Origin of the sequence: Pseudomonas sp. 10-1B, from assembly GCF_000935045.1 — a bacterium.
Classification (GTDB): domain Bacteria; phylum Pseudomonadota; class Gammaproteobacteria; order Pseudomonadales; family Pseudomonadaceae; genus Aquipseudomonas.
On the sequence record NZ_JYKS01000039.1, the window covers coordinates 1 to 21622 of the forward strand.

Consider the following 21622-nt stretch of genomic DNA (forward strand, 5'->3'; position numbering starts at 1 on the left):
AAGAATCCAGCGCGGTGGATGGCACCGGCTTTGCCGGTGTTCGCGGCTAAAGCCGCTCCTACAGGGATAGCGTTAGCCCGAAACCTGCCCGGCCACTATGCTGGTAAACCATGAGCGACGCCCAAGGAGCTACAGCATGAACATCCTCAACGCACGCCTGCGCGGCAAGCCCGGTCTGTTCCGCATCAAACTGCACGGCGAGCGCATAGCCGCCATCGAGCAGCAGGCTGAGGTGCTGGTGCCGGGCACTGCCGATGACCTGGACGCCGGGCAGAACCTGGTGGTGGCGCCTTTTGTCGAACCGCACATCCACCTGGACGCCACGCTGACCGCTGGCGAGCCGAAGTGGAACATGAGCGGCACCCTGTTCGAAGGCATCGAACGCTGGGCTGAACGCAAGGAATTCACCACCCACGACGACATCAAGACCCGCGCGAAAAAGACCATCGGCATGCTGGTGGACCACGGCATCCAGCATGTGCGCACCCATGTCGATGTGACCGACCCCAGGCTCACCGCGCTCAAGGCCATGGTCGAGGTCCGTGACGAAGTGCGCCACCTGGTCGACCTGCAGATCGTCGCCTTCCCCCAGGAAGGCATCGAGTCGTACGCCAATGGCCGGGCGCTGATGACCGAAGCGGTGGCCATCGGTGCCGATGTGGTCGGCGGTATCCCGCATTTCGAGAACACCCGCGACCAGGGCGTGTCGTCGGTGAAGTTCCTGATGGACCTGGCCGAGCGTACCGGCTGCCTGGTGGACGTGCATTGCGACGAGACCGACGACCCGCAGTCACGCTTCCTGGAAGTGCTGGCCGAAGAAGCCCGGGTACGCGACATGGGCGCCCGGGTGACGGCCAGCCATACCGTGGCCATGGGCTCCTACGACAACGCGTATTGCTACAAGCTGTTCCGCTTGCTCAAGCTGTCGGGCATCAACTTCGTGTCTTGCCCGACCGAGAGCATTCACCTGCAAGGGCGTTTCGACAACTACCCGAAACGCCGCGGGGTTACCCGCGTGGCCGAGATCGACCGTGCCGGGATGAACGTGTGCTTTGGCCAGGACTCCATCGTCGACCCCTGGTACCCACTGGGCAATGGCAACATCCTGCGCATTCTCGAAGCCGGCCTGCACATCTGCCATATGCTCGGCTACGAAGACCTGCAGCGCTGCCTGGACCTGATCACCGACAACAGCGCCCGCACCTTGAACCTGGGCGAGCGCTACGGGATCGAGGTGGGGCGGCCGGCGAACCTGTTGCTGCTGTCGGCCCCGGACGATTACGAGATGGTGCGTAGCCAAGGGCATGCACTGGTCTCGGTACGCAACGGCAAGGTGCTGATGCGGCGCACGCCTGCACGGGTCGAGCGGGTGTCCTGAAACGACCGATGATCTGTCGGCTTTACTGGGGCTGCTTTGCAGCCCTTCGCGGGCAAGCCCGCTCCTACAAGGATCGCGCATTTCCTGAACTCAGCGCCAAGCCTGTAGGAGCGGGCTTGTCGAGGCGTCGAACCGCCGCGAAGGGTCGCGAAACGGCCCCAAATACTTAATAATTCCAGAAACCCGCAACCCATCGGAACCCTTCACCCTCGACCGCTACCCGGCCCACAGAGGGGAAGGGAAGGTGCGTGGCAACGAACAGCTCGCCACTGGTGGCGGCTTCGTGCAACAGCGCCACTCGTACCCGTACCGACTCTTCAGGGTCATGCTCGAAACCGTTGTGCCAATCTGGATGATCGAAGGCTACCGGGAACAGCGCGTCACCTGCGAACGTCAGCCGCTCCCCGCCCGAGTTGACGTACACCACGCAATGCCCAGGGGTATGGCCGCCAGTGAGGCTGGCGACTACGCCGGGCGCCACTTCATGATGGCGTTCAAAGGTGCGGATCCTGCTGCCATAGGCTTGCACGAACGCCGTGGCCGTAGACCGCAATACCTGCGGCACGGGTTGTGGCATGTCGGTCTGCGAGAAGTCCGGCGCGGCCCAGAAGTCCAGCTCGGCAGCGGTAACGTGCACCTTCACGTCGGCACGCAAGCGGTTCTTTACCTCATCGACCAGCAGGCCGCCGATGTGGTCCATGTGCATGTGGGTGATGACGATATCGGTTATCGACTCCAGCGCGATGCCGGCAGCCGCCAGGCGTTTCGGGAACTGCCCGGCCCGCGGGAATCCGGGAAACTGCCCACCCAGCCCGGCATCCACCAGGATGACCTGTTCGCCGCTGCGCACCAGCAATACATTCAATGCCCAGTCGAAGGCTTCTGGCCCCAGGAACATGCTCTTGAACCAGGCCGCACGGGCAGCCGGGTCAGCGTTGGTCGACATGGTTTCGGTGGGCAACGGCAGTACCCCGTCACTCACCACCAGCACATCGATGTCGCCCACTTTCACGGCATAGCGCGAGGGCACCAGTTCTTCGGTATCGGTTGCGACGACTTGGTTGATTGGCATTGTCATGGTCGTTCTCCTGCCCGGACGGAAAAGGTCGTGTGCGGTTCATGCCACCGGAATCGATGGGTCGGCAGAGGCCAGGGCGGTAGCACGCTCGGCTACAGGTGGGTAGATCCACACGGTGTTGATCTGGGTCTTGAGTTCCTTGGCTTCGCCTTTCACAAGTTTCAACTGGCGGTCCCAGCCCTCGCTGTACACTGCGCCCCAGGAACCCAGGTCCAGGCAGGTCACGTACTTGGGTTGGCGATAGGCCGTGGGTGGCACACCCAGCAGGTCGGCTGCGGCGTTGTTGCCAGCATGGCGACCGAGGCTGATGGCGTGCTGGCAGGACATCACGGCGAAATTGCCGATATCGTCGGTGGCTGCATAGGCCACGTCGCCAGCGGCAAAAACATGCTCCAGCCCGCGCACCTTGAGGTTGCCGTCCACATGCAGGCGCCCCTGATGGTCGCGCGTGCCGGCCAGCTGTTCGGTCAGTGGGCTGGCGCGCATGCCGGCAGTCCAGACTACGGTCTGGCTTTCGATACGCCGGCCATCAGCCAGCGTCACGCCGTCGGCATCCATGGCGGTCACGCTGGCGCCGACGACCCATTCGATGCCCAGTTCGTCCGAGGCTTCGATGATTGAGGGCCGGATACCTTCCCCCAAGGCCGCGCCGATGCGCTCGCCACGGTCGATGAGGATCACCCGGACCTGCTGCTCTTCGCCCAGTGCCGCACGCAGGCGGGCAGGCATCTCGGTAGCGGTCTCGATCCCGGTGAAGCCACCGCCGGACACCACCACGGTGTTGCGGGCGGCGCTGGCGGGCCGCTTGCCCAGCGCCATCAGGTGCTGCTCCAGGCGCGCGGCCGACTCGATCTGGTCGACGTCGAAGCTGTACTCGTTCAGGCCAGGCACCGGTGGCCGGGCCAGCTGGCTGCCGCTGGCCAGGACCAGGCGATCATAGGCCAGTTGCGCCGGCTGGCCAGCTTCGTCGCGGTAGCGGACGCAACGAGCCTGTTCGTCGATGCTTTCGGCGCTGCCCTTGATGAAACGGACGTCCACGGCATCGAACAGCGCCTGGAGCGGGGCGAACATGCTGTGCACGTCGGCTTCGTAGAAGCGCGGGCGGATGCGCAGTTCGGCTTGTGGGGCCAGCACGGTGATCTCTACGTCCTGGCGGTCATGCATATCGAGCAGGCGCGCGGCGCTCAGGGCGCTCCACAGTCCGGCGAAGCCGGCACCAATAACCACAAGTTGCTGTTTCATGATCGTGCTCCTGGGTTGGACGGTTGATTGTTCTGAACTACAGCCCTGGCCAGACACTGGCTGGCCAGTCGTTCGCTGTATATCGATGCTATCCAGAGGCACGGGCGGGCACACTTCTCCATGGGTGTGCGCCGGGTTACGCATAGGTGGCAAGGGGGTATACCAAAGTATCGATGGGAGGCTTTTCAGCGCTGCAGGGCTGACTCGATGCAGTCCAGCAGGTGCTGGGCTTCGAACGGCTTGGGCAGGCAGGTGACCACGCCGGGCATGTCCGCGGTGATCCGCGAGCGCTGCCCGGGGTGGGCGCTGATGAAGATCACCGGGATGTCGATCCCACGGGCATGCAGTTGCGTCAGCAGCTCGACACCGCACATGCCGGGCATCTGGATGTCGGAGATCAGGCAGTGCGCCTGGCCCGGGCCATCGGAGGCGAGGAAGTCGCTGCCACTGGCGAAGGTGCGGGCACGGTAACCGGTGGCGCGCAACAGGCCGTCGAGCGCATCGCGCAGGGACTCGTCGTCGTCGACAACGGCAATCAGTGCTCCGGTTGGCTGCTTCATGCGCGCTCTGCTCCTGGCGGCCTGTGCCGTTGTTCCAAGATACCCCGTCGTGCAAGCGGCAGAAGTATACCTAGGTATAGCTGGACGATACCTGAGTCTGGTATTGCCAGTTTGCAGTGGCCAAACCTGTGAACTTTACCCAACAATAGGTTAGATTTTTCACTTGCCCACAGCACTCGGCGTCACTGCTCAAGGAGCGAAAATGGCCCTACCGCGCGCACACGGCTCGCAGGAGCCGGTGGTGTACATCGTCGATGACGACGAGTCCATGCGCCTGGCGCTTGACGGCCTGTTCCGTTCGGTCGGCCTGCAGGTGCAAAGCTTCGAGTCCACCCAGGACTTTCTTGCCTTTCCCCGCAGGGCTGTGCCCGGTTGCCTGGTGCTCGATGTGCGCCTGCGCGGCGAAAGCGGCCTGGCCTTCCAGGCGCAGATGGAGCAGGGCGGGGTGCGTATTCCGGTGGTATTCATGACCGGGCATGGTGACATCGCCATGTCGGTGAAGGCGATGAAGGCTGGCGCGGTGGACTTTCTCGCCAAACCGTTCCGTGACCAGGACATGCTCGACGCGGTGGCCAACGCCCTGGCTCGTGACCGCGAGCGCCTGGCAAGCGAACAGGCGGGCGTGGCATTGCGCAAGGCTTTCGAGGCGCTGACGCCCAGGGAGCGCCAGGTGCTGGCGTTCGTCACCGCAGGCCTGATGAACAAGCAGATCGCCGCTGAACTGAACCTCAGCGAAGTTACGGTAAAAGTGCATCGCGGGCAGATGATGAAGAAACTCGGCGCGCGCTCAGTGGCCGACCTGGTACGCATGGCTGAGGCGCTGGGTGTCGAGCCGTCTCGGCGCAGCGTCTGACAGAGCCCGCTTTCTTTCAATTCGATGATGGGGCCCGGACCCATGGCAGGCAAACAGCAAATCCTGTGGAACGATGGTGATCGCCTGTTTTGTCGGCTGCGGCGCCCAGACGGTAGCAACGTGCTGGTGATGCGGCCGGTCAACGAGCAGCCATTACCGGCTACCGTCGACCGGTTGACCCACGAATATCTCCTGCGCGAGCAACTGGACGCTAGCTGGGCGCTGCTGCCCCAGGCCCTGGAACGCATCAACGGCAAGCCGCGCCTGGTGCTGGGCGACCCCGGTGGTCAACCTTTGTCGGCATTGCTGGTGTCGCCGCTGGACATCGAAACCTGCCTTCGGCTGGCTGTTGAAATCAGTGTCGCCCTAGGCCGCCTGCACCTGGCCGGGCTGGTGCACAAGGACCTCAAACCTCAGCATATTCTGGTCAACTGCGACGACGGCAAGGCCCGCCTGACCGGTTTCGGCCTTGCTTCGCGCTTTCCCCGCGAGCGGCAGCCACCCGAGCCGCCGGAGACCATCGCCGGCACCTTGGCGTACATGGCGCCTGAACAGACAGGGCGGATGAACCGCTCTGTGGATTCACGCAGTGACCTCTATGCTTTGGGGGTGAGCCTGTACCAGATGCTCACAGGCTCGCTACCCTTCAACGCCGCAGACCCCATGGAATGGGTGCATTGCCATATCGCTCGCAAGCCACTGCCGCCTTGCGAGCGCGTCGCCACCGTGCCGCAGATACTTTCGCAGGTGGTGATGAAACTCTTGGCCAAGACCGCGGAAGACCGCTACCAAAGCGCTGCCGGCCTTGAGCACGACCTGCGGCGCTGCCTCGCCGACTGGCGCCAGAACCGGCGCATCATGGCCTTCAGCCTGGATGAGCAAGGCACGCCCGAGCGCCTGTTGATCCCAGAAAAACTCTACGGCCGCGAACGCGAAGTGCAGATCCTTGAAGATGCCTTCACCCGCATGGTACGCAGCGGCGTGCCGGAACTGGTGCTGGTGTCCGGTTATTCGGGTATCGGCAAATCCTCGGTGGTCAATGAACTGCACAAGGTGCTGGTGCCGCCGCGAGGGTTGTTCGCCAGTGGCAAATTCGATCAGTACAAGCGCGATATCCCGTATTCGACGCTGGTCCAGGCGTTTCAGGGCCTGGTGCGTACCTTGCTTGGTAAAAGCAGCGAGGTACTGGCCGAATGGCGCAATGCATTGCTGGCGGCGTGTGGGCCCAACGCACGGCTGATGACCGACCTGATTCCGGAGCTGCGGCTGATCGTCGGCGAACCCGCTGCGGTGCCGGAACTGGACCCGCAACAGGCGCAGCGGCGGTTCCTGCTGGTGCTGCGCCGCTTCATCGCCGTGTTCGCCAGCGCCGAGCACCCGCTGGCGCTGTTTCTGGACGACCTGCAATGGCTGGACGCGGCCACCCTCGACCTGCTCGAGGACTTGCTCACGCACGCGGACCTGCGCCATGTCATGGTGGTGGGCGCCTACCGCGACAATGAAGTGGACGCCCGCCACCCGCTGAACGCCAGGCTCCAGGCGATCCGCAAGGCTGGCGCCCCGGTGCATGAGATCCGCCTCTCGCCCCTGGCCCGCCCGCATATCGAACAACTGATCGCCGAATCGTTGCACTGCCCGGCACCTAGCGTGATGGGCTTGGCCCAACTGGTACAGGACAAGACCGCCGGCAACCCGTTTTTCGTCATCCAGTTTCTGCAGGCGTTGGCTGAGGAGTCGCTGCTCGCCTACGACCACGCTGCCCGGCGCTGGCGCTGGGATTCGCAGCGTATCCATGCCAAGGGCTACACCGACAACGTGGTCGACCTGATGGTCGGCAAGCTTGCCCGCCTGCCGTTGGCTACCCGCCAGGCGCTGCAGCACCTGGCATGCCTGGGGAACGTGGCGCAGACACAAACCCTAGGCTTGGTGCTCGACCTGCCGGTGGAGCGCGTGCAAGCTGTTTTGTGGGCCGCTGTTCGGCTGGAGCTGGTGGCCCAACAGGAGGATACCTGTACCTTCGTTCACGACCGCATCCATGAAGCTGCCTACTCCATGATCGCCGAAGCTGAGCGGGCTCCCATGCACCTGCGTATCGGTCGCCTGCTGGCCGAGCAGATACCGGCCCATCACCGCGAAGAATCCATTTTCGAGATAGTCGGCCAGCTCAATCGTGGTGCGGCGCTGATCGACGCCAATGCCGAACGCGAGCAATTGGCAGAGCTCAACCTGCTGGCCGGGCGCCGTGCCAAGGCTGCGTCGGCCTACAGTTCGGCGCTGGCCTACTTGAGCATGGGTGAGCAATTGCTGAATGAAGGGGGCGCGGCTCATCCTCACGAATTGAGCTTTGCCCTGGCCCTGAACCTGGCTGAATGCGAGTTTCTCACCGGCCAGCTCGAGCAAGCGGACAACCGCCTGGTCGGCCTGGCACAACGCGCCAGGACCGCGGCTGAAGGCGTGGCGGTGGCATGCCTGCATATGGACGTTTGCCTGATGCTCGACCGCAGCGACCGCGCTGTGGCTGTCTGCCTCGCCTGGTTGCGCCAGGTGGGCATTGAATGGGTGGCGCAGCCGGACGATGACGAGGTGCGTAGCGAGTATGACCAGATCGCATTGCTTTTGGGTGAGCGCAGTATCGAGCAACTGATCGACCTGCCGCTGATGGAAGACGCGACATCTCTGGCTACCCTGGATGCGTTGTGCAAGCTTTTTGCCCCGGCCGTGCAAACCAACGCCAACCTGGCCTGCCTGACCATTTGCAAAGCCGTGAGCTTGAGCCTTGCGCACGGCAACTGTGATGCCTCGTGCATGCTCTACGCCAACATCGGGCGCGTGTCCCGGCGCTTTGGCGACTATCTGACCGGTTACCGCTTCGGGCGTCTGGGCTGCGAACTGGTCGAGCGGCGCGGCCTTCAACGTTTCGAAGCCGGCACATTCCTGTGCTTTTCAATGTTCGTGGTGCGTTGGACACGCCCGGTCAGCGAATGCCGCGAGCTCCTGCGGCGGGCGTTCGTCGCGGCCAACCGGGTCGGCGATTTACCTTATGCCGCCTACGTGGGCAATGGGCTGATCTCCGATCAGTTGTTCAGCGGCGAAGCGCTGGGCAGCATGCAGGCGGAGGCTGAGCAGGGCCTTGCCTATGCCGAGAAGGTGCATTTCGGGCTGGTGATCGACTTCATCAACACGCAGTTGGCGCTGATCCGCACATTGCGCGGGCAAACGCCGACCTTCGGTTGCCTGGACGACGATCACTTCAGCGAGGCGCGGTTTGAACAGCATCTGCGCGATGCTCCAGACCTGGCGTTGGCTGCCGGGAAATACTGGGTGCGAAAGCTGCAGGCGCGATACTTGGCAGGCGATTATGCGGCGGCCGAAGCCTGCGCGGCGCAAGCCAAGCTGCTGACGTGGGTAATCGCCTCGTTTTTCGAAGAGGCCGAGTACCACTTTTTCGCTGCACTGACGCTGGCCGCCCGCGAAGGCTTCGATCAAGCAACGTTGCAGGCGTTAGCGGAGCATCATGGCCAGTTGCAGATCTGGGCGCAGCAGTGCGCGGCAACCTTCGCCAGCCGGTTGGCACTGGTGGAGGCAGAAATTGCACGGGTGGAAGGGCGGCTGGTCGAGGCCGAGCATCTCTATGAGCAGGCTATCCAGCTGGCGCGTGACAGCGGCTTCGTGCATGTCGAGGCGCTGGCCAGCGAATTGGCGGCGCGTTTCTATGGCGCTCGGGGGCTTGCCCGGATTGCCCGTGTCTACCTTCGCGACGCTCGTTATGGCTACCTGCGCTGGGGGGCCGAGGGTAAGGTACGCCAGTTGGATAGCCGTCACCGTTATCTGCGCAATGTCGACCCTGAACCGGGCCCCACGGCGACCATCGCTACCCCGGTCGAGCACCTGGATCTGGCGACAGTGCTCAAGGTGTCACAAGCCGTGTCGGGTGAAGTCGATCTGCAAAAATTGATCAACCAGGTGCTGCGCACGGCGATCGAGCAGGCCGGCGCTGAACGGGGCGTGCTGGTTCGCGCCCGCGGGGGTGAAGCGCGTGTCGTCGCGCAGGCAAGCGTGGGTGAGGGTGAGGTGGCGCTTTGCAACGAACCGGTGAGCAGCACCTTGCTGGCTGAGTCGGTGCTCTACCAGGTGCTGCGCACCGGGGAAAGCCTGTGCCTGGACGACGCCATCAGTGATCCTGCGTGCATGGCCGACAACTATATCCGCCGATGGCGAGCGCGCTCTCTGCTGTGTTTACCGCTTACCAACCAGGCGCGGGTGGTGGGGGCGCTGTACCTGGAAAACAACCTCAGTAGCCGTGTTTTCGACCCTGCGCGCATCGCGGTGCTACGGCTGGTCGCGTCGCAGGCAGCTATCTCGCTGGAAAACGCTCGCCTGTATCACGAGGTGGCTGAACGCGAGGCGAGAAATCGCCAGGTACAATCCGAACTTGCCCATGCCAACCGCGTCGCCACCATGGGCCAGCTGGCGGCCTCGATTGCTCACGAAGTCAACCAGCCGATCGCCGCGACGGTCACCAACGCCAATGCCGCCATCCGCTGGTTGCGTGCACAGCCTCCGCAACTGGACGAGGTAGGCCTGGGCCTTGGGCGGATCATCAAGGATGCCAACCGGGCGGCGGAAGTCCTGGGGCGAATTCGTGAACTGATCCGTAAGGCCCCGCCGCAGAAGCAGGCGGTGGATGTCAATGCGGTGGTGCTTGAAATGGTCGACTTTACCCGGGGAGAGGCGCTGAAGTGGCGGGCGCTGGTGCACACTGCGCTCGCCGAGGGTTTGCCGCAGGTGCAGGCCGACCGGGTAGAGCTGCAGCAGGTGCTGCTGAACCTGATCATCAATGCGCTGGAAGCCATGTCGGATGTTGACGAAGGCTGTCGCGAGCTGCAAATCAGCACCGCAATGAATCAGCAAGGTGTACAAGTGACGGTAAGCGATAGCGGGCCGGGGTTCGCGACGGAAAACCTGGAACTTGCGTTCGCGCCGTTTTACACCACCAAGGCCAGCGGGTTGGGAATGGGATTGTCGATCTGCCGATCTATCGTCGAGGCCCAGGGCGGGCAATTGACGGCTGCTCGTAATCATCCGCGCGGGGCAACAGTGCAATTTACATTGGCCAAAATGCGCTGATTGCAAAGTTGAACATCACGCGACGGATAGGCTCTCACCAATAATGGTTTAGCGAGGGCGGCCCCATGAGTATCGAACGCAGCATTCCTGAACTCGAAGCCTGGTACTCACAGTATGACGACATCAGTTACCGACGCGAGTCGCCGGATGCCTACCATCAGGAGCTGATTCGCACCGCCGAGGCCCTGAGAGACGATGGCGCTATCGACTGGGACGATTGGCTGGCGCTCAAGACGCTAGCCGATCAGGCTCATGTGCGGGCGCTGGAGGACGCAGTGCGGGCTCACGTGAGCGATCCAGACGCATGAAAACGTTGAAGATCGCCACCTTCAATATCAACGGTATCCGCAACCGCCTGCCGGCGTTGCTGGCTTGGTTGCAGCGGGAACAGCCTGACGTGGTCTGTCTTCAGGAACTGAAGGCGGCGAACCAGCAGTTCCCGCGTCCGGAATGGCTCAACTGTCGTTGACCTGCGACAGCGGCCGGGCGACATGTTCAAGCGCACGCCGTTCGGCCGCTACGCCCCACAATGCCTGGCCAAGCGCGGCGATGACCATCAGCGCGGCACCCGTCAGGTAACCGTAATACACATTGATGCGCTCGCCGCTGTCGATCAAGGCACCAAACAATGTGGGCCCGATCAGGCCGCCCAGGCCGGTGCCGAACGCATAGAATACGGCGATAGCCAGCGCACGAATTTCCAACGGGAAGGTTTCCGCGACGGTGAGGTAGGCCGAACTGGCCGCCGCCGAGGCGAAGAAAAAAATTACCATCCACGCGAGGGTCTGCTGGGTGACATCGATCAGATTCTGCTGGAACAGATAGCCGCTGATGGCCAGCAGTACGCCGGAAATCAGATAGGTCGCGCTGATCATGATGCGCCGGCCGAGCACGTCGAACAGCCGGCCGAGCAGTAACGGGCCACAGAAGTTGCCCAAGGCGAAGGGCAGCACGTACCAGCCCACCTTGGCCGCGGGCACACCGTAGAAATCGGTCAGCACCAAGGCATAGGTGAAGAAGATCGCATTGTAGAAGAACGCCTGGGCGGTCAGTAGCGCAAGGCCGACCAGCGCCCGGCGGCGGTGCTCCACGAACAGGCTGTGAAACACCTCGCGCAGCGGCGTATGGTCGCGGGCGCACAAACGCAGAGGCGGGGCCTGCAGGGGAGGGATTGCGATGCCACACTGCTGATAACGGCGTTCGATGCTGGCGACGATACGCTCGGCTTCCTCTGGCTGATTGTGGATCATCAGCCAGCGTGGGCTTTCTGGTATCCACAGGCGCATCAGTATGATGACCAGGCCCAGCACGGCGCCAATGCCAAAGCACAGGCGCCAGCCCAGGTCTGCGCCAGCCACCTGCGGGTCGAGCAACACCACCGCGCCGACTGCGCCCAGTGCTGCGCCAAGCCAGAACGTGCCGTTGATGGTCAGATCGACCCAGCCGCGGTAGCGGGCCGGCGTGAACTCCTGAATGGTCGAGTTGATTGCCGTGTACTCGCCGCCGATGCCGGCGCCAGTCAGAAAGCGGAACAGCAGGAAACTCCACAGATTCCAGGAAAACGCCGTTGCCGCAGTGGCCCCGATGTACAGGAACAAGGTGATGAAAAATAGCTTGCGCCGCCCCAGGCGGTCAGTGAGCCAGCCGAAGAGCAGGGCGCCGAGCACCGCGCCGGCGATGTACGTGGCGCCCGCCAGGCCGATCTCGGTATTGGTCATGTTCAGCGCTGGGCTACCCTTCAGCGCACTGGCCACCGATCCTGCCAGGGTGACCTCCAGCCCGTCCAGCAGCCAGGTGATGCCCAGCGCCAGTACCAGCAGAGTGTGAAAACGCGTCCAAGGCAAGCGGTCGAGGCGGGCAGGGATGTCGGTGTTGTAGAAGCGCCCCTGCGCCGAAGCACCGCTGGGCTGCTGCACAGCCTGGGTCATCAACCGCCCGAACCACCGGCACCGCTGCCCGAGCCACCGGTGCCAGATCCTGGACCGCTACCTGTACCAGCCCCTGAGCCACCGCTACCCGAGCCATTGGTGGTGCCATCGCCACCGGTGTTGTCCGTATCATTGCTATCGGTACCGCCAGATCCGCTACCCATGCCATCTGCGGGTGTGCCAGCGCCGGTGGCTCCGCCGTTGCCATTCATCTGGTCGCTGTCATGCGTCTGCGTGCCAGGCGCGCGTTGGTCGTTCATGTCGGTGGCTGCCATCACCAGCGGTGCGCTGGCGCCAAGGCACAGCGCCAACAATAGAGAATGAGGCTTGATGATCTTCATGGTGAATCTCCTTAACTCAGCCGTCGGACTGTTCTTCAGGCGGGACTTGGCCGTCCGGCCAATCAGGCGCCTCCGCTTCCGGCTCAGGCTGGGGGGCGGGTTCGCCAAGGTTGTGCTGCACCTCGTCGACATACGGGTCGGGATGGTTCGGGTCGATCATGGTCTGGCTCCTGAAAAAATGGGTTTTCAAGGTATTAGGCTGTGTCGCCGAGAGAACTGTTCAATCCGATTTGGTGGATATGCCTCCCGCGCCAACGCGCTGGCTTTTGGAACAGTGCTTGCGCTGAGGCAAACGAATCAAACTTTCGCCCGTCGGCACGCTCTTCTGAAAATACCTCACTCGCTCGAGGAGCAGACCATGAAGCACACCGATGGCAAGACCGGCGACAAAGTCCCACGGCCAATATGAACGCGATTACACAGCAGATTACCCAAGAACAGCGCCGCCTGGCCGCAGTGAACCGTTGGTTTCTGTTGTATGACGATCTTGGGCGTAGGCGCGATTGACCAAGCACTCACCACGAAGAATTGCTGCGCCAGGCCGACGAAATGGACCGTCTGGGCCTTATTGACTGGCGCGAATGGCGAGACCTGCGGCGGCTCGCCGACCGAGGCTTCCTCAAAGCCATTGCTGGTTCAGATTATCCCGCCTGATAAATGCCTTGCAGTTGCCATGCACAAGTTACAGAATTCGTATGTAATTACATGGTACATACCACTGTACGAAAGCGTAGGAGCAAGCATGGCCCGGGGCGGTATAAACAAGGTTGTAGTGCAGCAGGCGCGGCAGGCGCTGATTGCCCGGGGCGAGAACCCCAGCATCGATGCCATACGTATCGAGTTGGGCAATACCGGTTCCAAGACCACCATTCACCGCTACCTGAAGGAGTTGAACGGCCAGCAGCCGGTGGCCGCCGAGGGCGGTATTGCGCTGAGCGACGTGCTGAGCCGGATGGTCGGGCAGCTGGCCACCCAACTGCAGGACGAGGCCGACCTGAAGATCGAGCAGGCCGAAAGCACCTTCACCCAACAGCGCGAACAGCTTGAAGCGCAGTTGGCGATTGCCCAGCAAGCACTGGCCGCAGCGCACCAACAACATCAGATCGACGCAGCCGCGCTGGCTGCCGAATCGGAAAAACTGCTTTCCACGCAAAGCACCCTGCAGGCCGAACAGCTGCGCAGCGCCAGCCTCAACCAGTCGCTTGGGGAATTGCAGGTGCGGCTGGCCGACAAGGACGAGCAGGTGCGTTCGCTGGAAGACAAGCACCGCCATGCCTGCGATGCACTGGAACACTACCGCAGCGCCAGCCGTGAACAGCGCGAACAGGAACAACGCCGCCACGAAACGCAGTTGCAACAGTTGCAGGTGGAGCTGCGCCAACTGCAGCAGGGCATGATCGTCAAGCAGGATGAGCTGACCCGCCTGCACCGCGATAACGAGCGCTTGTTGGCTGAACACCGCCAAGCCGCCGGCGAATGCAGGGCGCAGGATGAGTTGCTGGAACAGCGCGATGCGCAGATCCAGGGCTTGCGCACGATCCTGGCCCAGGCTCAGGGCGCCAGCGAGGAAATGCGCCGGCAGCTGGATGCGCAGGCGCAGAGCCTGGAAGCCAGACGCGACTTGTGTGGCGAACAGGCGCGCCAGTTGCAACGGCTTGAAGAACAGCTGAAGGAGCGTGATGAGGCGTTAAGGCACTGTCGGACGCAGCTGTCGGCAGCCGCAGATTAATCAAACTTTTTCGGGCTGGTGCTTTCTTCCATAGACATTCACGGGAGACAACGCCATGCCTGAGTCCGAACAGCCACGCAAATATCCGCAAGGGCCGCATTCGTCCGAGCAGGCCGACAAACAGGATGACCTGGGTTTTGACCCCGATTCGCCAGATCTGGAAGATCCCCAGGTCGACCCACAGGGGCCGGCCAAACCGCCAAGGGACGTCGAGAAGCGCGGTTCTTGACTGATTGATTTGGCAAGAGGTCCTGTGGGAGCGGTGGTGCGGCGAGCCGATTCACCCGCGAACACCGGCACAGCCGGTGCCAACTACCGCGTTGGATTCTTCGCGGGCATGCCCGCTCCCACAGAGTCCGCGTCGGCCCCTATGTTCGGGCCTCCTCTTGCCTTGCTGCCTCCACACCCGCCGCCGAGAGCTTGATCGGGTAGTTCACGCTGATCTGGTGATCGCTGCCCACCGTCACGCTGCCATCCTGGATCAAACCAGCTTCCTGCAACGTCTTGAGCATGCCGGCCACCGCCTTCTCGCCACGATAGTTGTCCAGCACTTCCTTGCCCAACCCCTGGGGATGCGCGTGCAGCAGGCGGGTCAGTATTTCGGCTTTCAATGCATCGTTACTCATGGCGGACCTCACTTGCCGTGCTTGGCCTGAAGCGCCTTGGCATGCTCCAGGTGCTGCTCGAGCTTGGGCAGGGTTTCGCTGGCGAATGCCTTCAGCTCAGCCTTGTCGGACGAAGCAGCTTCTTTCTTGAACAACTCCACTGCTTTTTCATGGGCGTCGACTTGATTGTTGATGTAGGACTTGTCGAAAGACTCGTCGCGCCATTCCAGGATCATTTTCTTGACCTTGTCGGTCAGCGCCGCCTCATCGGGTATGGAAATATCCAGCTTGCGGGCGATGTCGCCCAGTTTCTGGTTGGCTTGAGTGTGGTCGGTGACCATTTGCTGGGCGAATGTCTTGATCTCGGCATCCTGGCTTTTTTCCTGCGCAAGGTTGCCGGTAACCACCTCGGCGATACCGGCCTCTGTGGCTGCTTCGACGAAATCATCCGAACTTGCTGCCAGTGCATGCACCGATGCCAGGCCTAATACCATGCTCAGACCGATGCGCTTGATGAAGAGAGGGCTCATGCTTCACTCCTTAAACCGTGGCGCGACCTCAGTGTCGCGTACGGTTGAGGGTGAGGGCGCGGCAAAGGTTTAATCTTTTTCGCGGCTGGTTTCGCCCATGCGGCACTGAACTATAGTGAAGGGCGGCGAATGTAGTGTGACCAGGGATTTCAATGTGCGCAGCCAGGCAACAGGATGACGAGGGGCCTTTCGCGGTAACCGGCGAGGGCCGCGCCGTGGCGCTGTTCCGCCTGGTCCTGGCGTTCATGGTGGTGGTAATGCTGGCTTTTGTGCTGGTGGAAGGCTGGCGCATCTGGCGCGACTACCGGCAGGCTTTCAGCAATGCCGAGAACATGGTCACCAACCTGGCCAGGGCCACCGCGCAGCATGCCGAGGATGCCATCCGCCAGGTGGATGCCATTACTGCGGCACTGGGTGAACGCCTGGAAGGTGACGGCTTCGAGCGTATCGACCGGCCGCGCCTGCATGCCTTGCTGGCCCAGCAAAAAAACATCATGCCGCAGTTGCACGGGCTGTTCGTGTATGGCCCGGATGGCAGCTGGATCGTCACGGACCGGGCGGCAATCCCACCCAAGGCCAATAATGCCGACCGCGATTACTTCGTCTACCACCGCAACCATGCCGACCGTGGCGTGCGTATTGGCTCGGTGGTGCGCAGCCGCTCCACCGGCGACCTGGTCATCCCCATTTCACGGCGCCTGGAGTATGCCGACGGCAGCTTCGCCGGGGTGTTGCTGGGCACCATCAAGGTAGAGTGGTTCGTACGTTATTACGGCGACTTCAAGATCGACGAACGTGGCGCGCTGGTGTTGGCCAAGCGCGACGGCCTCATCCTGGTGCGGCGGCCGTTCGTTGAACAGGTGGTAGGCCGCAGCTTGGCCAACAGCGAAATCTTCCGCAAGCACTTGCCCTATGCCACGGAGGGGGTGGCCGAAGCAGTCGCGGTGGTCGACGGCACGCCGCGTCTATATGGCTACCGCGCGCTGTCGAGCTACCCGCTGGTAGTGGAGGCGGGCTTGTCGCGTGAGTCGATCGTCGCACCCTGGCGGCATGACGCGATCAAGTCAGTGGCCGTGTTGCTGCTGTTACTGCTTGGGCTGGCTGCATTTGGCGGTGTGGTGCTGCGCCAGTTGCGCGGCCGTATTGTCATTGAGCGGGCGCTGCACCAGGCGCATCAGACGTTGAAATCCCTGGCCTTGACCGACAGCCTGACCGGGCTGGGCAACCGACGGCGGCTGGATGCGGTGTTCGAGCCGGAACTACGGCGGGCGGGCCGCCAGGGCTATCCGCTGGCGCTGGTGATGCTCGACCTGGATTATTTCAAGGCCTACAACGACCGCTATGGGCACCCCGCGGGCGACCAGTGCCTGCGGCGCTTTGCCGAGGTGCTGCAGCAGGCACTGAAGCGGCCGGCAGACCTTGCAGTGCGTTACGGGGGCGAGGAGTTCACGCTGTTGCTGCCAGCCACCGACAGCTATGGGGCGGAACTGCTGGTGCAGGAGGTGCAGTTGCTGTTGCGCCGACAGATGCTGGAACATACGGGCAGCCCGCTGGGGCGCGTGTCGTTCAGTGCCGGGATAGCGGTGGGTGACCAGGCGCGGGAAGAGGTGACGGCTGAAAGCCTGATGGCCGCGGCGGATGGGGCCTTGTACCAGGCCAAGCGGCAGGGGCGGGATGGCTACTGTGTGGCAGCGGGGACTGCGGTGGGCGTCGGCCCGTGATCGGGCTTGAGATTGCCGGGGGCGCTTTGCGCCCCTTTCGCGACGCAAGGCCGCTCCCACATGGACCGCATCAGCCTCAAGCCCTGTGCAGTACCTGTGGGAGCTGGCTTGCCGGCGATGAGGCCAATCCAGGCAATACAAGACAGTTGCTCCCAACTGTGGGAGCGGCCTTGCGTCGCGATGGGCTGCGCAGCAGCCCCAGAACTAAGCAGTGATAGAAAGGCTCATCGCACAACGGCCCATGAGCCCATGGGTATGCTCCTCGGCCAGAATCCGCTGCAATCGTGCATCCAGCAGTTGCTGATCAATCGCCTCGAAGCCAAAGCGCGCATAGAACGGCGCATTCCATGGCACTTCGGCAAACGTGGTCAAAGTCAGTTCATTGGCCCCAGCCTGGCGCGCTGCATTGGCCACCTGCTGCAGCAACCGGCGCCCGACACCTTGCCCCTGAGCCTCCCGGCGTACCGAAAGCTCGTGAAGGTGCAACGCCTGCCCCTCAAGCCGGGCACAGGCAAACCCCAGAATGCGCCCATCTGGCCCCTCAGCCACCCAGCTGCCACCCGCCTCGACAAATGCCTGGTGGGCGTCGCAGTCCATCACATCGCTGTGCGCCAGCCATGCCAGTGCCGGCCAGGCGGCAAAGGCCTGGGCAGCCGAGCGTTCGACGTGCGGGAGCCATTGGATGTCGTGCTCAAGAGTAGGGCGAATGTGCATGAAGAAATCCTTTCGTTCTAGTCTGTCGCTAGCACCTGCGGCTGCAGCTGCCAGCGCACCGAGCTTACACCTTTCTCCAGGCTGACCCGGCTGACCAACCGTTCCAGTTGCGCCGGTGCCTGCGCAGTGCCCAGCAGCTCGGCACGCACCTCCAGGCGCGCGGGGTTGGCCAGGTCTTCGCTGTGCAGTGACTGCAGGCGCAACTGCGGGTCGCCCAGGCTGTGCAACATCAGGCTGCGCACCTGGATCTCATCCTCGGCGCGGCAGACGATGCGTACTTCAAAATGCTGTTCCACCTCGCTGGCCGGCACCACCTCCTGGCGGTCCAGGCGCTGGGCGATATCGCGCAGCAGGATGTTGGCGCACAGCACCACCAGGCTGCCCAGTGTCGCTTCCAGCAGCAGCCCGAGGCTGCACAGCACGCCGATAGCGGCAGTGCACCACAAGGTGGCGGCGGTGTTCAGGCCGCGCACATTGAAACCATCGCGCATGATCACGCCGCCGCCGAGAAAGCCGATGCCCGACACCACATAAGCCGCGATACGTGATGCATCGGTGGGCGCCATGCCTGGCACCGCCTGGGTCATCAGCACGAACAGGCAGGCACCGGTACTGACCAGTGCGTTGGTGCGCAGGCCAGTCAGGCGCTGGCGCAGTTGACGTTCGGCGCCGATCAGCGCCCCCAGCAGCAGGGCGATGCTGACGCGCAGCAGAAATACTTTCCAATCCATAGCAAACCTCTTCCACGGGCAAACGCCCGCATGAACGCCATCATCGGCTGGCGCGGTTGAAAAACCAGAAAATGCGCAGGACCACGAGAGAGGAAGGAGAAGAGGGGGTTACAAGAAACCACCGTCTTGCCAGGGCGGCCAGACAGTGCAGGACACTGCCGGCCTAGTGCGCCACGTGGACCTGTCGCAAGCGACTGGGGCTACTGTCCAATGCAGGTCTCCTGTTCAGGGATGCAAAATTGCGTCGCGGACCATACGCCCGGTGACAGATCAGGTCAAGGGTAAAAACATGACAATGGCTTCACCGAAAACAGGCCTGCAACCTGTCACGCCTGCATGGAAAAAAGCATGGGCAATCGGTACCCTTGCGCCTTCCTTTGCCATCACCCGGACCGTTCCATGCTGTTCAATCTCGCCGTATTGTTCGGCACCCTGGTGGCCATGGAGGGCGTTGGCACGCTGGCTCACAAGTACATCATGCATGGCTGGGGCTGGTGGCTGCATCGCTCGCACCATGAGCCGCAGCTGGGCATGCTCGAAACCAACGACCTGTACCTGGTGGCCCTGGGGTTGATCGCCACGGCGCTGGTGGCCCTGGGCAAGAGTGGTTATGCACCGCTGCAGTGGGTAGGCGGTGGCGTGGCCGGGTATGGCGTGTTGTATGTCGTGGCCCATGATGGCTTGTTCCACCGGCACTGGCCGCGCAAGCCGAAGCCAGTCAACCGCTACCTCAAACGCTTGCACCGGGCGCACCGGCTGCATCACGCGGTGAAGGGGCGTACGGGGAGTGTGTCGTTCGGGTTTTTCTATGCGCCGCCGTTGAAGGTGTTGAAGCAGCGGATGCGCAGCCGGCGCAGCCATTTGTGACAGCCTGTTCGGGCCTCTTCGCGGGCACGCCCGCTCCCACAGGTATAGCGTGAGCCCGAAACCTGCACAGTACCTGTGGGAGCGGGCGTGCCCGCGAAGAATCCAGCGCGGTGGATGGCACCGGCTTTGCCGGTGTTCGCGGGTAAACCCGCTCCCACAGGGATTCCACAATGTTCAAGGCTGTGGTGAATCCTGTGGGAGCGGGTTCACCCGCGAACAGGCCATAAGCCTCAGTTCACTATTTTTCCTTCAGGCTGCGCCGCCACATGCCCGCGGCTCACCCACCAGCCAAACCCCGCCGCCGTGAAGAACATGATCAGGCTGTACAACGCCGCCGGCACCGCCATGGTCGCGTTGTTCAGCAGCGAAGGGCTCAGCGCCAGGGCAATGGCCAAGGTGCCGTTGTGAATGCCGATCTCCATGCCGATGGCTATCGCCTGGCGCTTGGGAATGCTCAACAGGCGCGGAACCCAGTAGCCCACGCCCAGGCTCAGCAGGTTGAACAACAGCGCGGCCAGGCCCACCACCGGCGCGTACTCGACCACGGTCTGCCAGTCCTTGGCCAGGGCCAGGACGATGGTGAAGGCCAGGAACAGCGCCGCCACCAGCTTCATCGGCTTCTCCATGCGTGCGGCGAATGCGGGCGCGAAATGGCGAATCAGCATGCCCAGCGCCACCGGCAACAGGACGATGGCGAATACCTGCATGACTTTGGCGAACTGCAGCGGGATGGCCTGGTCCGACTCCATGAACCAGATCAGCGACAGGTTCACCAGCAGTGGCATGGTCAGGATCGCGATCAGCGAGTTGACCGCGGTCAGGGTGATGTTCAACGCCACATCGCCATGGGCCAGGTGGCTGAACAGGTTGGCCGTGGTGCCGCCGGGCGACGCGGCCAGCAGCATCAACCCCACCGCCAGGGCCGACTCCAGGCCAAAGCCATTGGCGATCAGGAAGCACACCAGGGGCAGCAGCAGGATCTGGCAGGCCAGGCCCACCACTACCGGCTTGGGGTATTTCACCACGCGGGCGAAGTCGGCCAGGGTCAGCGACAGCCCCAGGCCGAGCATGATGATGCCCAGAGCAAGCGGCAGAAAGGCGGTAAGCAGGGGCGAGGCGGTCATGGGCAGTCTCTCGGGCAAAGGATCTCGAGGAGTGTAGGTCGGCCTTGATTGATAGCTAATTGCAAAGCGCCAGCTCTTGGTAACCGTTTGTTACCAGGCGCAGTGGCGAACGTGGCTGGATGCCGCGTTGCAGTGGGCTTGCAGGCGCAGTAGCATTCCCGCTTTTACCGAGGATTAGCCTGTCATGCCGTTCCAGCAAGGTCTGCTTGCCACCCCGGTGCCGGCCCACGCCCGCCACCTGTTCTTCACCCTGCAATCGCCCGAAGCGCTGCCTGCTGCCCTGGATGCGTTGCTGCCGCAGGTCGATGGGCAACAACTGATCCTCGGCGTTGGCGCGCCGTTGGCCAGGTCTTTGGGCCGTGAAGTACCGGGCTTGCGCGCCTTCCCGCTGCTGGACGCCGCCGTGGAAAACCCCAGCACCCAGCACGCCCTGTGGCTGTGGCTGCGGGGTAACGAGCGCGGCGACCTGCTGCTGCGCGCCCAGGCCCTGGAACAGGCGTTGGCACCTGCCCTGCGCCTGGCCGACAGCGTCGACGGCTTCCTGCACCGTGGCGGCCATGACCTGACCGGTTACGAAGACGGCACGGAAAACCCGGTGGGCGACGACGCCGTGCAAGCGGCCATTGCGGCCGACGGTTCCAGCTTCGCGGCATTCCAGCTGTGGAAGCACGACCTGGAGTACTTCAAGGCGCTGCCCCAGGCCGACCAGGACAACATCATCGGCCGCCGCCTGAGCGACAACGAAGAGCTCGACGACGCCCCCGAGTCCGCACACGTCAAACGCACCGCCCAAGAGAGCTTCGAGCCCGAAGCGTTCATGGTCCGCCGTTCGGTGGCCTGGGCGGACCCGCGTGGCGCCGGCCTGGCCTTCGTCGCCCTGGGCCACAGCTTCGATGCGTTCGAAGTGCAACTGCGGCGCATGAGCGGCCTGGAAGACGGCATCATCGATGGCCTGTACCGCTTCAGCCGGCCGCTGACCGGTGGCTACTACTGGTGCCCACCCATGACCGACGTGGGTGTCGACCTGCGCCTGCTGCTGCAGGCCTGATCGCCAAACATCCAGATACAGAAACACCCACCGGCAGGGCGCAGAG

The 21622-nt window shown here is 63.0% G+C and carries 20 protein-coding genes and 1 pseudogene; 10 read left to right on the top strand and 11 right to left on the bottom strand.

Annotated features, from left to right (window positions below):
• Window positions 1–136 precede the first annotated feature (136 nt).
• Window positions 137–1378: a cytosine deaminase gene (codA, locus tag TZ03_RS20410; protein ID WP_051099983.1), complete on the top strand. Its 1242-nt coding sequence runs from the start codon at window positions 137–139 to the stop codon at window positions 1376–1378.
• Window positions 1379–1544: 166 nt separating this feature from the next.
• Here codA and TZ03_RS20415 read toward each other — a convergent pair whose 3' ends face one another.
• The 3 genes from TZ03_RS20415 to TZ03_RS20425 form a co-directional block, all read right to left on the bottom strand.
• Window positions 1545–2456: an MBL fold metallo-hydrolase gene (locus tag TZ03_RS20415; RefSeq protein WP_051099984.1), complete on the bottom strand. Its 912-nt coding sequence runs from the start codon at window positions 2454–2456 to the stop codon at window positions 1545–1547.
• A 39-nt stretch (window positions 2457–2495) separates the two neighbouring features.
• The gene (locus TZ03_RS20420) at window positions 2496–3698 is read right to left on the bottom strand and encodes an NAD(P)/FAD-dependent oxidoreductase (protein WP_051099985.1); all 1203 of its coding nucleotides are present in this window, start codon (window positions 3696–3698) and stop codon (window positions 2496–2498) included.
• 185 nt (window positions 3699–3883) lie between these two features.
• Window positions 3884–4258, bottom strand: a complete 375-nt coding sequence (locus TZ03_RS20425; protein ID WP_051099986.1) for a response regulator transcription factor — start codon at window positions 4256–4258, stop codon at window positions 3884–3886.
• A gap of 202 nt (window positions 4259–4460) precedes the next feature.
• Between TZ03_RS20425 and TZ03_RS20430 the strand changes: the two genes are divergently transcribed.
• The 4 genes and pseudogenes from TZ03_RS20430 to TZ03_RS29060 all read left to right on the top strand — a co-directional run.
• On the top strand, window positions 4461–5111 hold the full coding sequence (locus tag TZ03_RS20430; RefSeq protein ID WP_051099987.1) for a response regulator transcription factor: 651 nt from the start codon (window positions 4461–4463) through the stop codon (window positions 5109–5111).
• Between the two features lie 42 nt (window positions 5112–5153).
• Window positions 5154–10238 (top strand): trifunctional serine/threonine-protein kinase/ATP-binding protein/sensor histidine kinase, encoded by a 5085-nt coding sequence (locus tag TZ03_RS20435; protein WP_051099988.1) that lies wholly within the window; start codon window positions 5154–5156, stop codon window positions 10236–10238.
• Between the two features lie 65 nt (window positions 10239–10303).
• A complete protein-coding gene (locus tag TZ03_RS20440; RefSeq protein WP_051099989.1) occupies window positions 10304–10546 on the top strand; it encodes a hypothetical protein in 243 nt (80 codons plus the stop codon).
• Window positions 10543–10689: pseudogene (locus TZ03_RS29060) on the top strand (endonuclease/exonuclease/phosphatase family protein); the annotation flags it as partial. The gene TZ03_RS20440 and the pseudogene TZ03_RS29060, both read left to right, overlap by 4 nt.
• Window positions 10690–10693: 4 nt before the next feature.
• Here TZ03_RS29060 and TZ03_RS20445 read toward each other — a convergent pair.
• The 3 genes from TZ03_RS20445 to TZ03_RS31135 are packed head-to-tail and all read right to left on the bottom strand — an operon-like array spanning window position 10694 to window position 12667.
• Window positions 10694–12166 (bottom strand): MFS transporter, encoded by a 1473-nt coding sequence (locus TZ03_RS20445; RefSeq protein ID WP_051099990.1) that lies wholly within the window; start codon window positions 12164–12166, stop codon window positions 10694–10696.
• Window positions 12166–12507: a hypothetical protein gene (locus TZ03_RS20450; protein WP_051099991.1), complete on the bottom strand. Its 342-nt coding sequence runs from the start codon at window positions 12505–12507 to the stop codon at window positions 12166–12168. The genes TZ03_RS20445 and TZ03_RS20450 overlap by 1 nt, the downstream gene beginning before the upstream one ends.
• 16 nt (window positions 12508–12523) lie before the next feature.
• Window positions 12524–12667, bottom strand: coding sequence for a hypothetical protein (locus tag TZ03_RS31135; protein ID WP_160297750.1), 144 nt, complete (start codon window positions 12665–12667; stop codon window positions 12524–12526).
• A 582-nt stretch (window positions 12668–13249) separates the two neighbouring features.
• On the opposite strand from TZ03_RS31135, the gene TZ03_RS20460 reads away from it, so the two are divergent.
• Window positions 13250–14236, top strand: coding sequence for a DNA-binding protein (locus TZ03_RS20460; RefSeq protein ID WP_051099993.1), 987 nt, complete (start codon window positions 13250–13252; stop codon window positions 14234–14236).
• Between the two features lie 55 nt (window positions 14237–14291).
• On the top strand, window positions 14292–14465 hold the full coding sequence (locus TZ03_RS31280; RefSeq protein WP_177328494.1) for a DUF6021 family protein: 174 nt from the start codon (window positions 14292–14294) through the stop codon (window positions 14463–14465).
• 139 nt (window positions 14466–14604) lie between these two features.
• Here TZ03_RS31280 and TZ03_RS20465 read toward each other — a convergent pair whose 3' ends face one another.
• Both TZ03_RS20465 and TZ03_RS20470 read right to left on the bottom strand, forming a co-directional pair.
• Complete coding sequence (locus TZ03_RS20465; protein ID WP_051099994.1) at window positions 14605–14862, bottom strand: hypothetical protein; 258 nt, start codon at window positions 14860–14862, stop codon at window positions 14605–14607.
• Between the two features lie 8 nt (window positions 14863–14870).
• Window positions 14871–15371 (bottom strand): DUF4142 domain-containing protein, encoded by a 501-nt coding sequence (locus TZ03_RS20470; RefSeq protein WP_051099995.1) that lies wholly within the window; start codon window positions 15369–15371, stop codon window positions 14871–14873.
• Between the two features lie 152 nt (window positions 15372–15523).
• Here TZ03_RS20470 and TZ03_RS20475 point away from each other — a divergent pair, with 152 nt between their 5' ends.
• The gene (locus TZ03_RS20475) at window positions 15524–17092 is read left to right on the top strand and encodes a sensor domain-containing diguanylate cyclase (protein WP_051099996.1); all 1569 of its coding nucleotides are present in this window, start codon (window positions 15524–15526) and stop codon (window positions 17090–17092) included.
• A gap of 204 nt (window positions 17093–17296) precedes the next feature.
• On the opposite strand, the gene TZ03_RS29070 is transcribed toward TZ03_RS20475, so the two are convergent.
• Both TZ03_RS29070 and TZ03_RS20485 read right to left on the bottom strand, forming a co-directional pair.
• Window positions 17297–17806, bottom strand: coding sequence for a GNAT family N-acetyltransferase (locus tag TZ03_RS29070; RefSeq protein WP_082056676.1), 510 nt, complete (start codon window positions 17804–17806; stop codon window positions 17297–17299).
• 17 nt (window positions 17807–17823) lie between these two features.
• A complete protein-coding gene (locus TZ03_RS20485) occupies window positions 17824–18537 on the bottom strand; it encodes an MgtC/SapB family protein (protein ID WP_051099998.1) in 714 nt (237 codons plus the stop codon).
• Window positions 18538–18936: 399 nt separating this feature from the next.
• Between TZ03_RS20485 and TZ03_RS20490 the strand changes: the two genes are divergently transcribed.
• Window positions 18937–19404, top strand: a complete 468-nt coding sequence (locus TZ03_RS20490) for a sterol desaturase family protein (protein WP_051099999.1) — start codon at window positions 18937–18939, stop codon at window positions 19402–19404.
• Window positions 19405–19634: 230 nt separating this feature from the next.
• Here the strand turns inward: TZ03_RS20490 and TZ03_RS20495 are convergent, their stop codons facing one another.
• On the bottom strand, window positions 19635–20528 hold the full coding sequence (locus TZ03_RS20495; RefSeq protein ID WP_051100000.1) for a bile acid:sodium symporter family protein: 894 nt from the start codon (window positions 20526–20528) through the stop codon (window positions 19635–19637).
• 184 nt (window positions 20529–20712) lie between these two features.
• Between TZ03_RS20495 and TZ03_RS20500 the strand changes: the two genes are divergently transcribed.
• Window positions 20713–21576 carry a Dyp-type peroxidase gene (locus tag TZ03_RS20500; RefSeq protein ID WP_051100001.1) on the top strand — a complete coding sequence of 288 codons (864 nt, stop codon included), beginning with the start codon at window positions 20713–20715 and terminating at the stop codon, window positions 21574–21576.
• Window positions 21577–21622 lie beyond the last annotated feature (46 nt).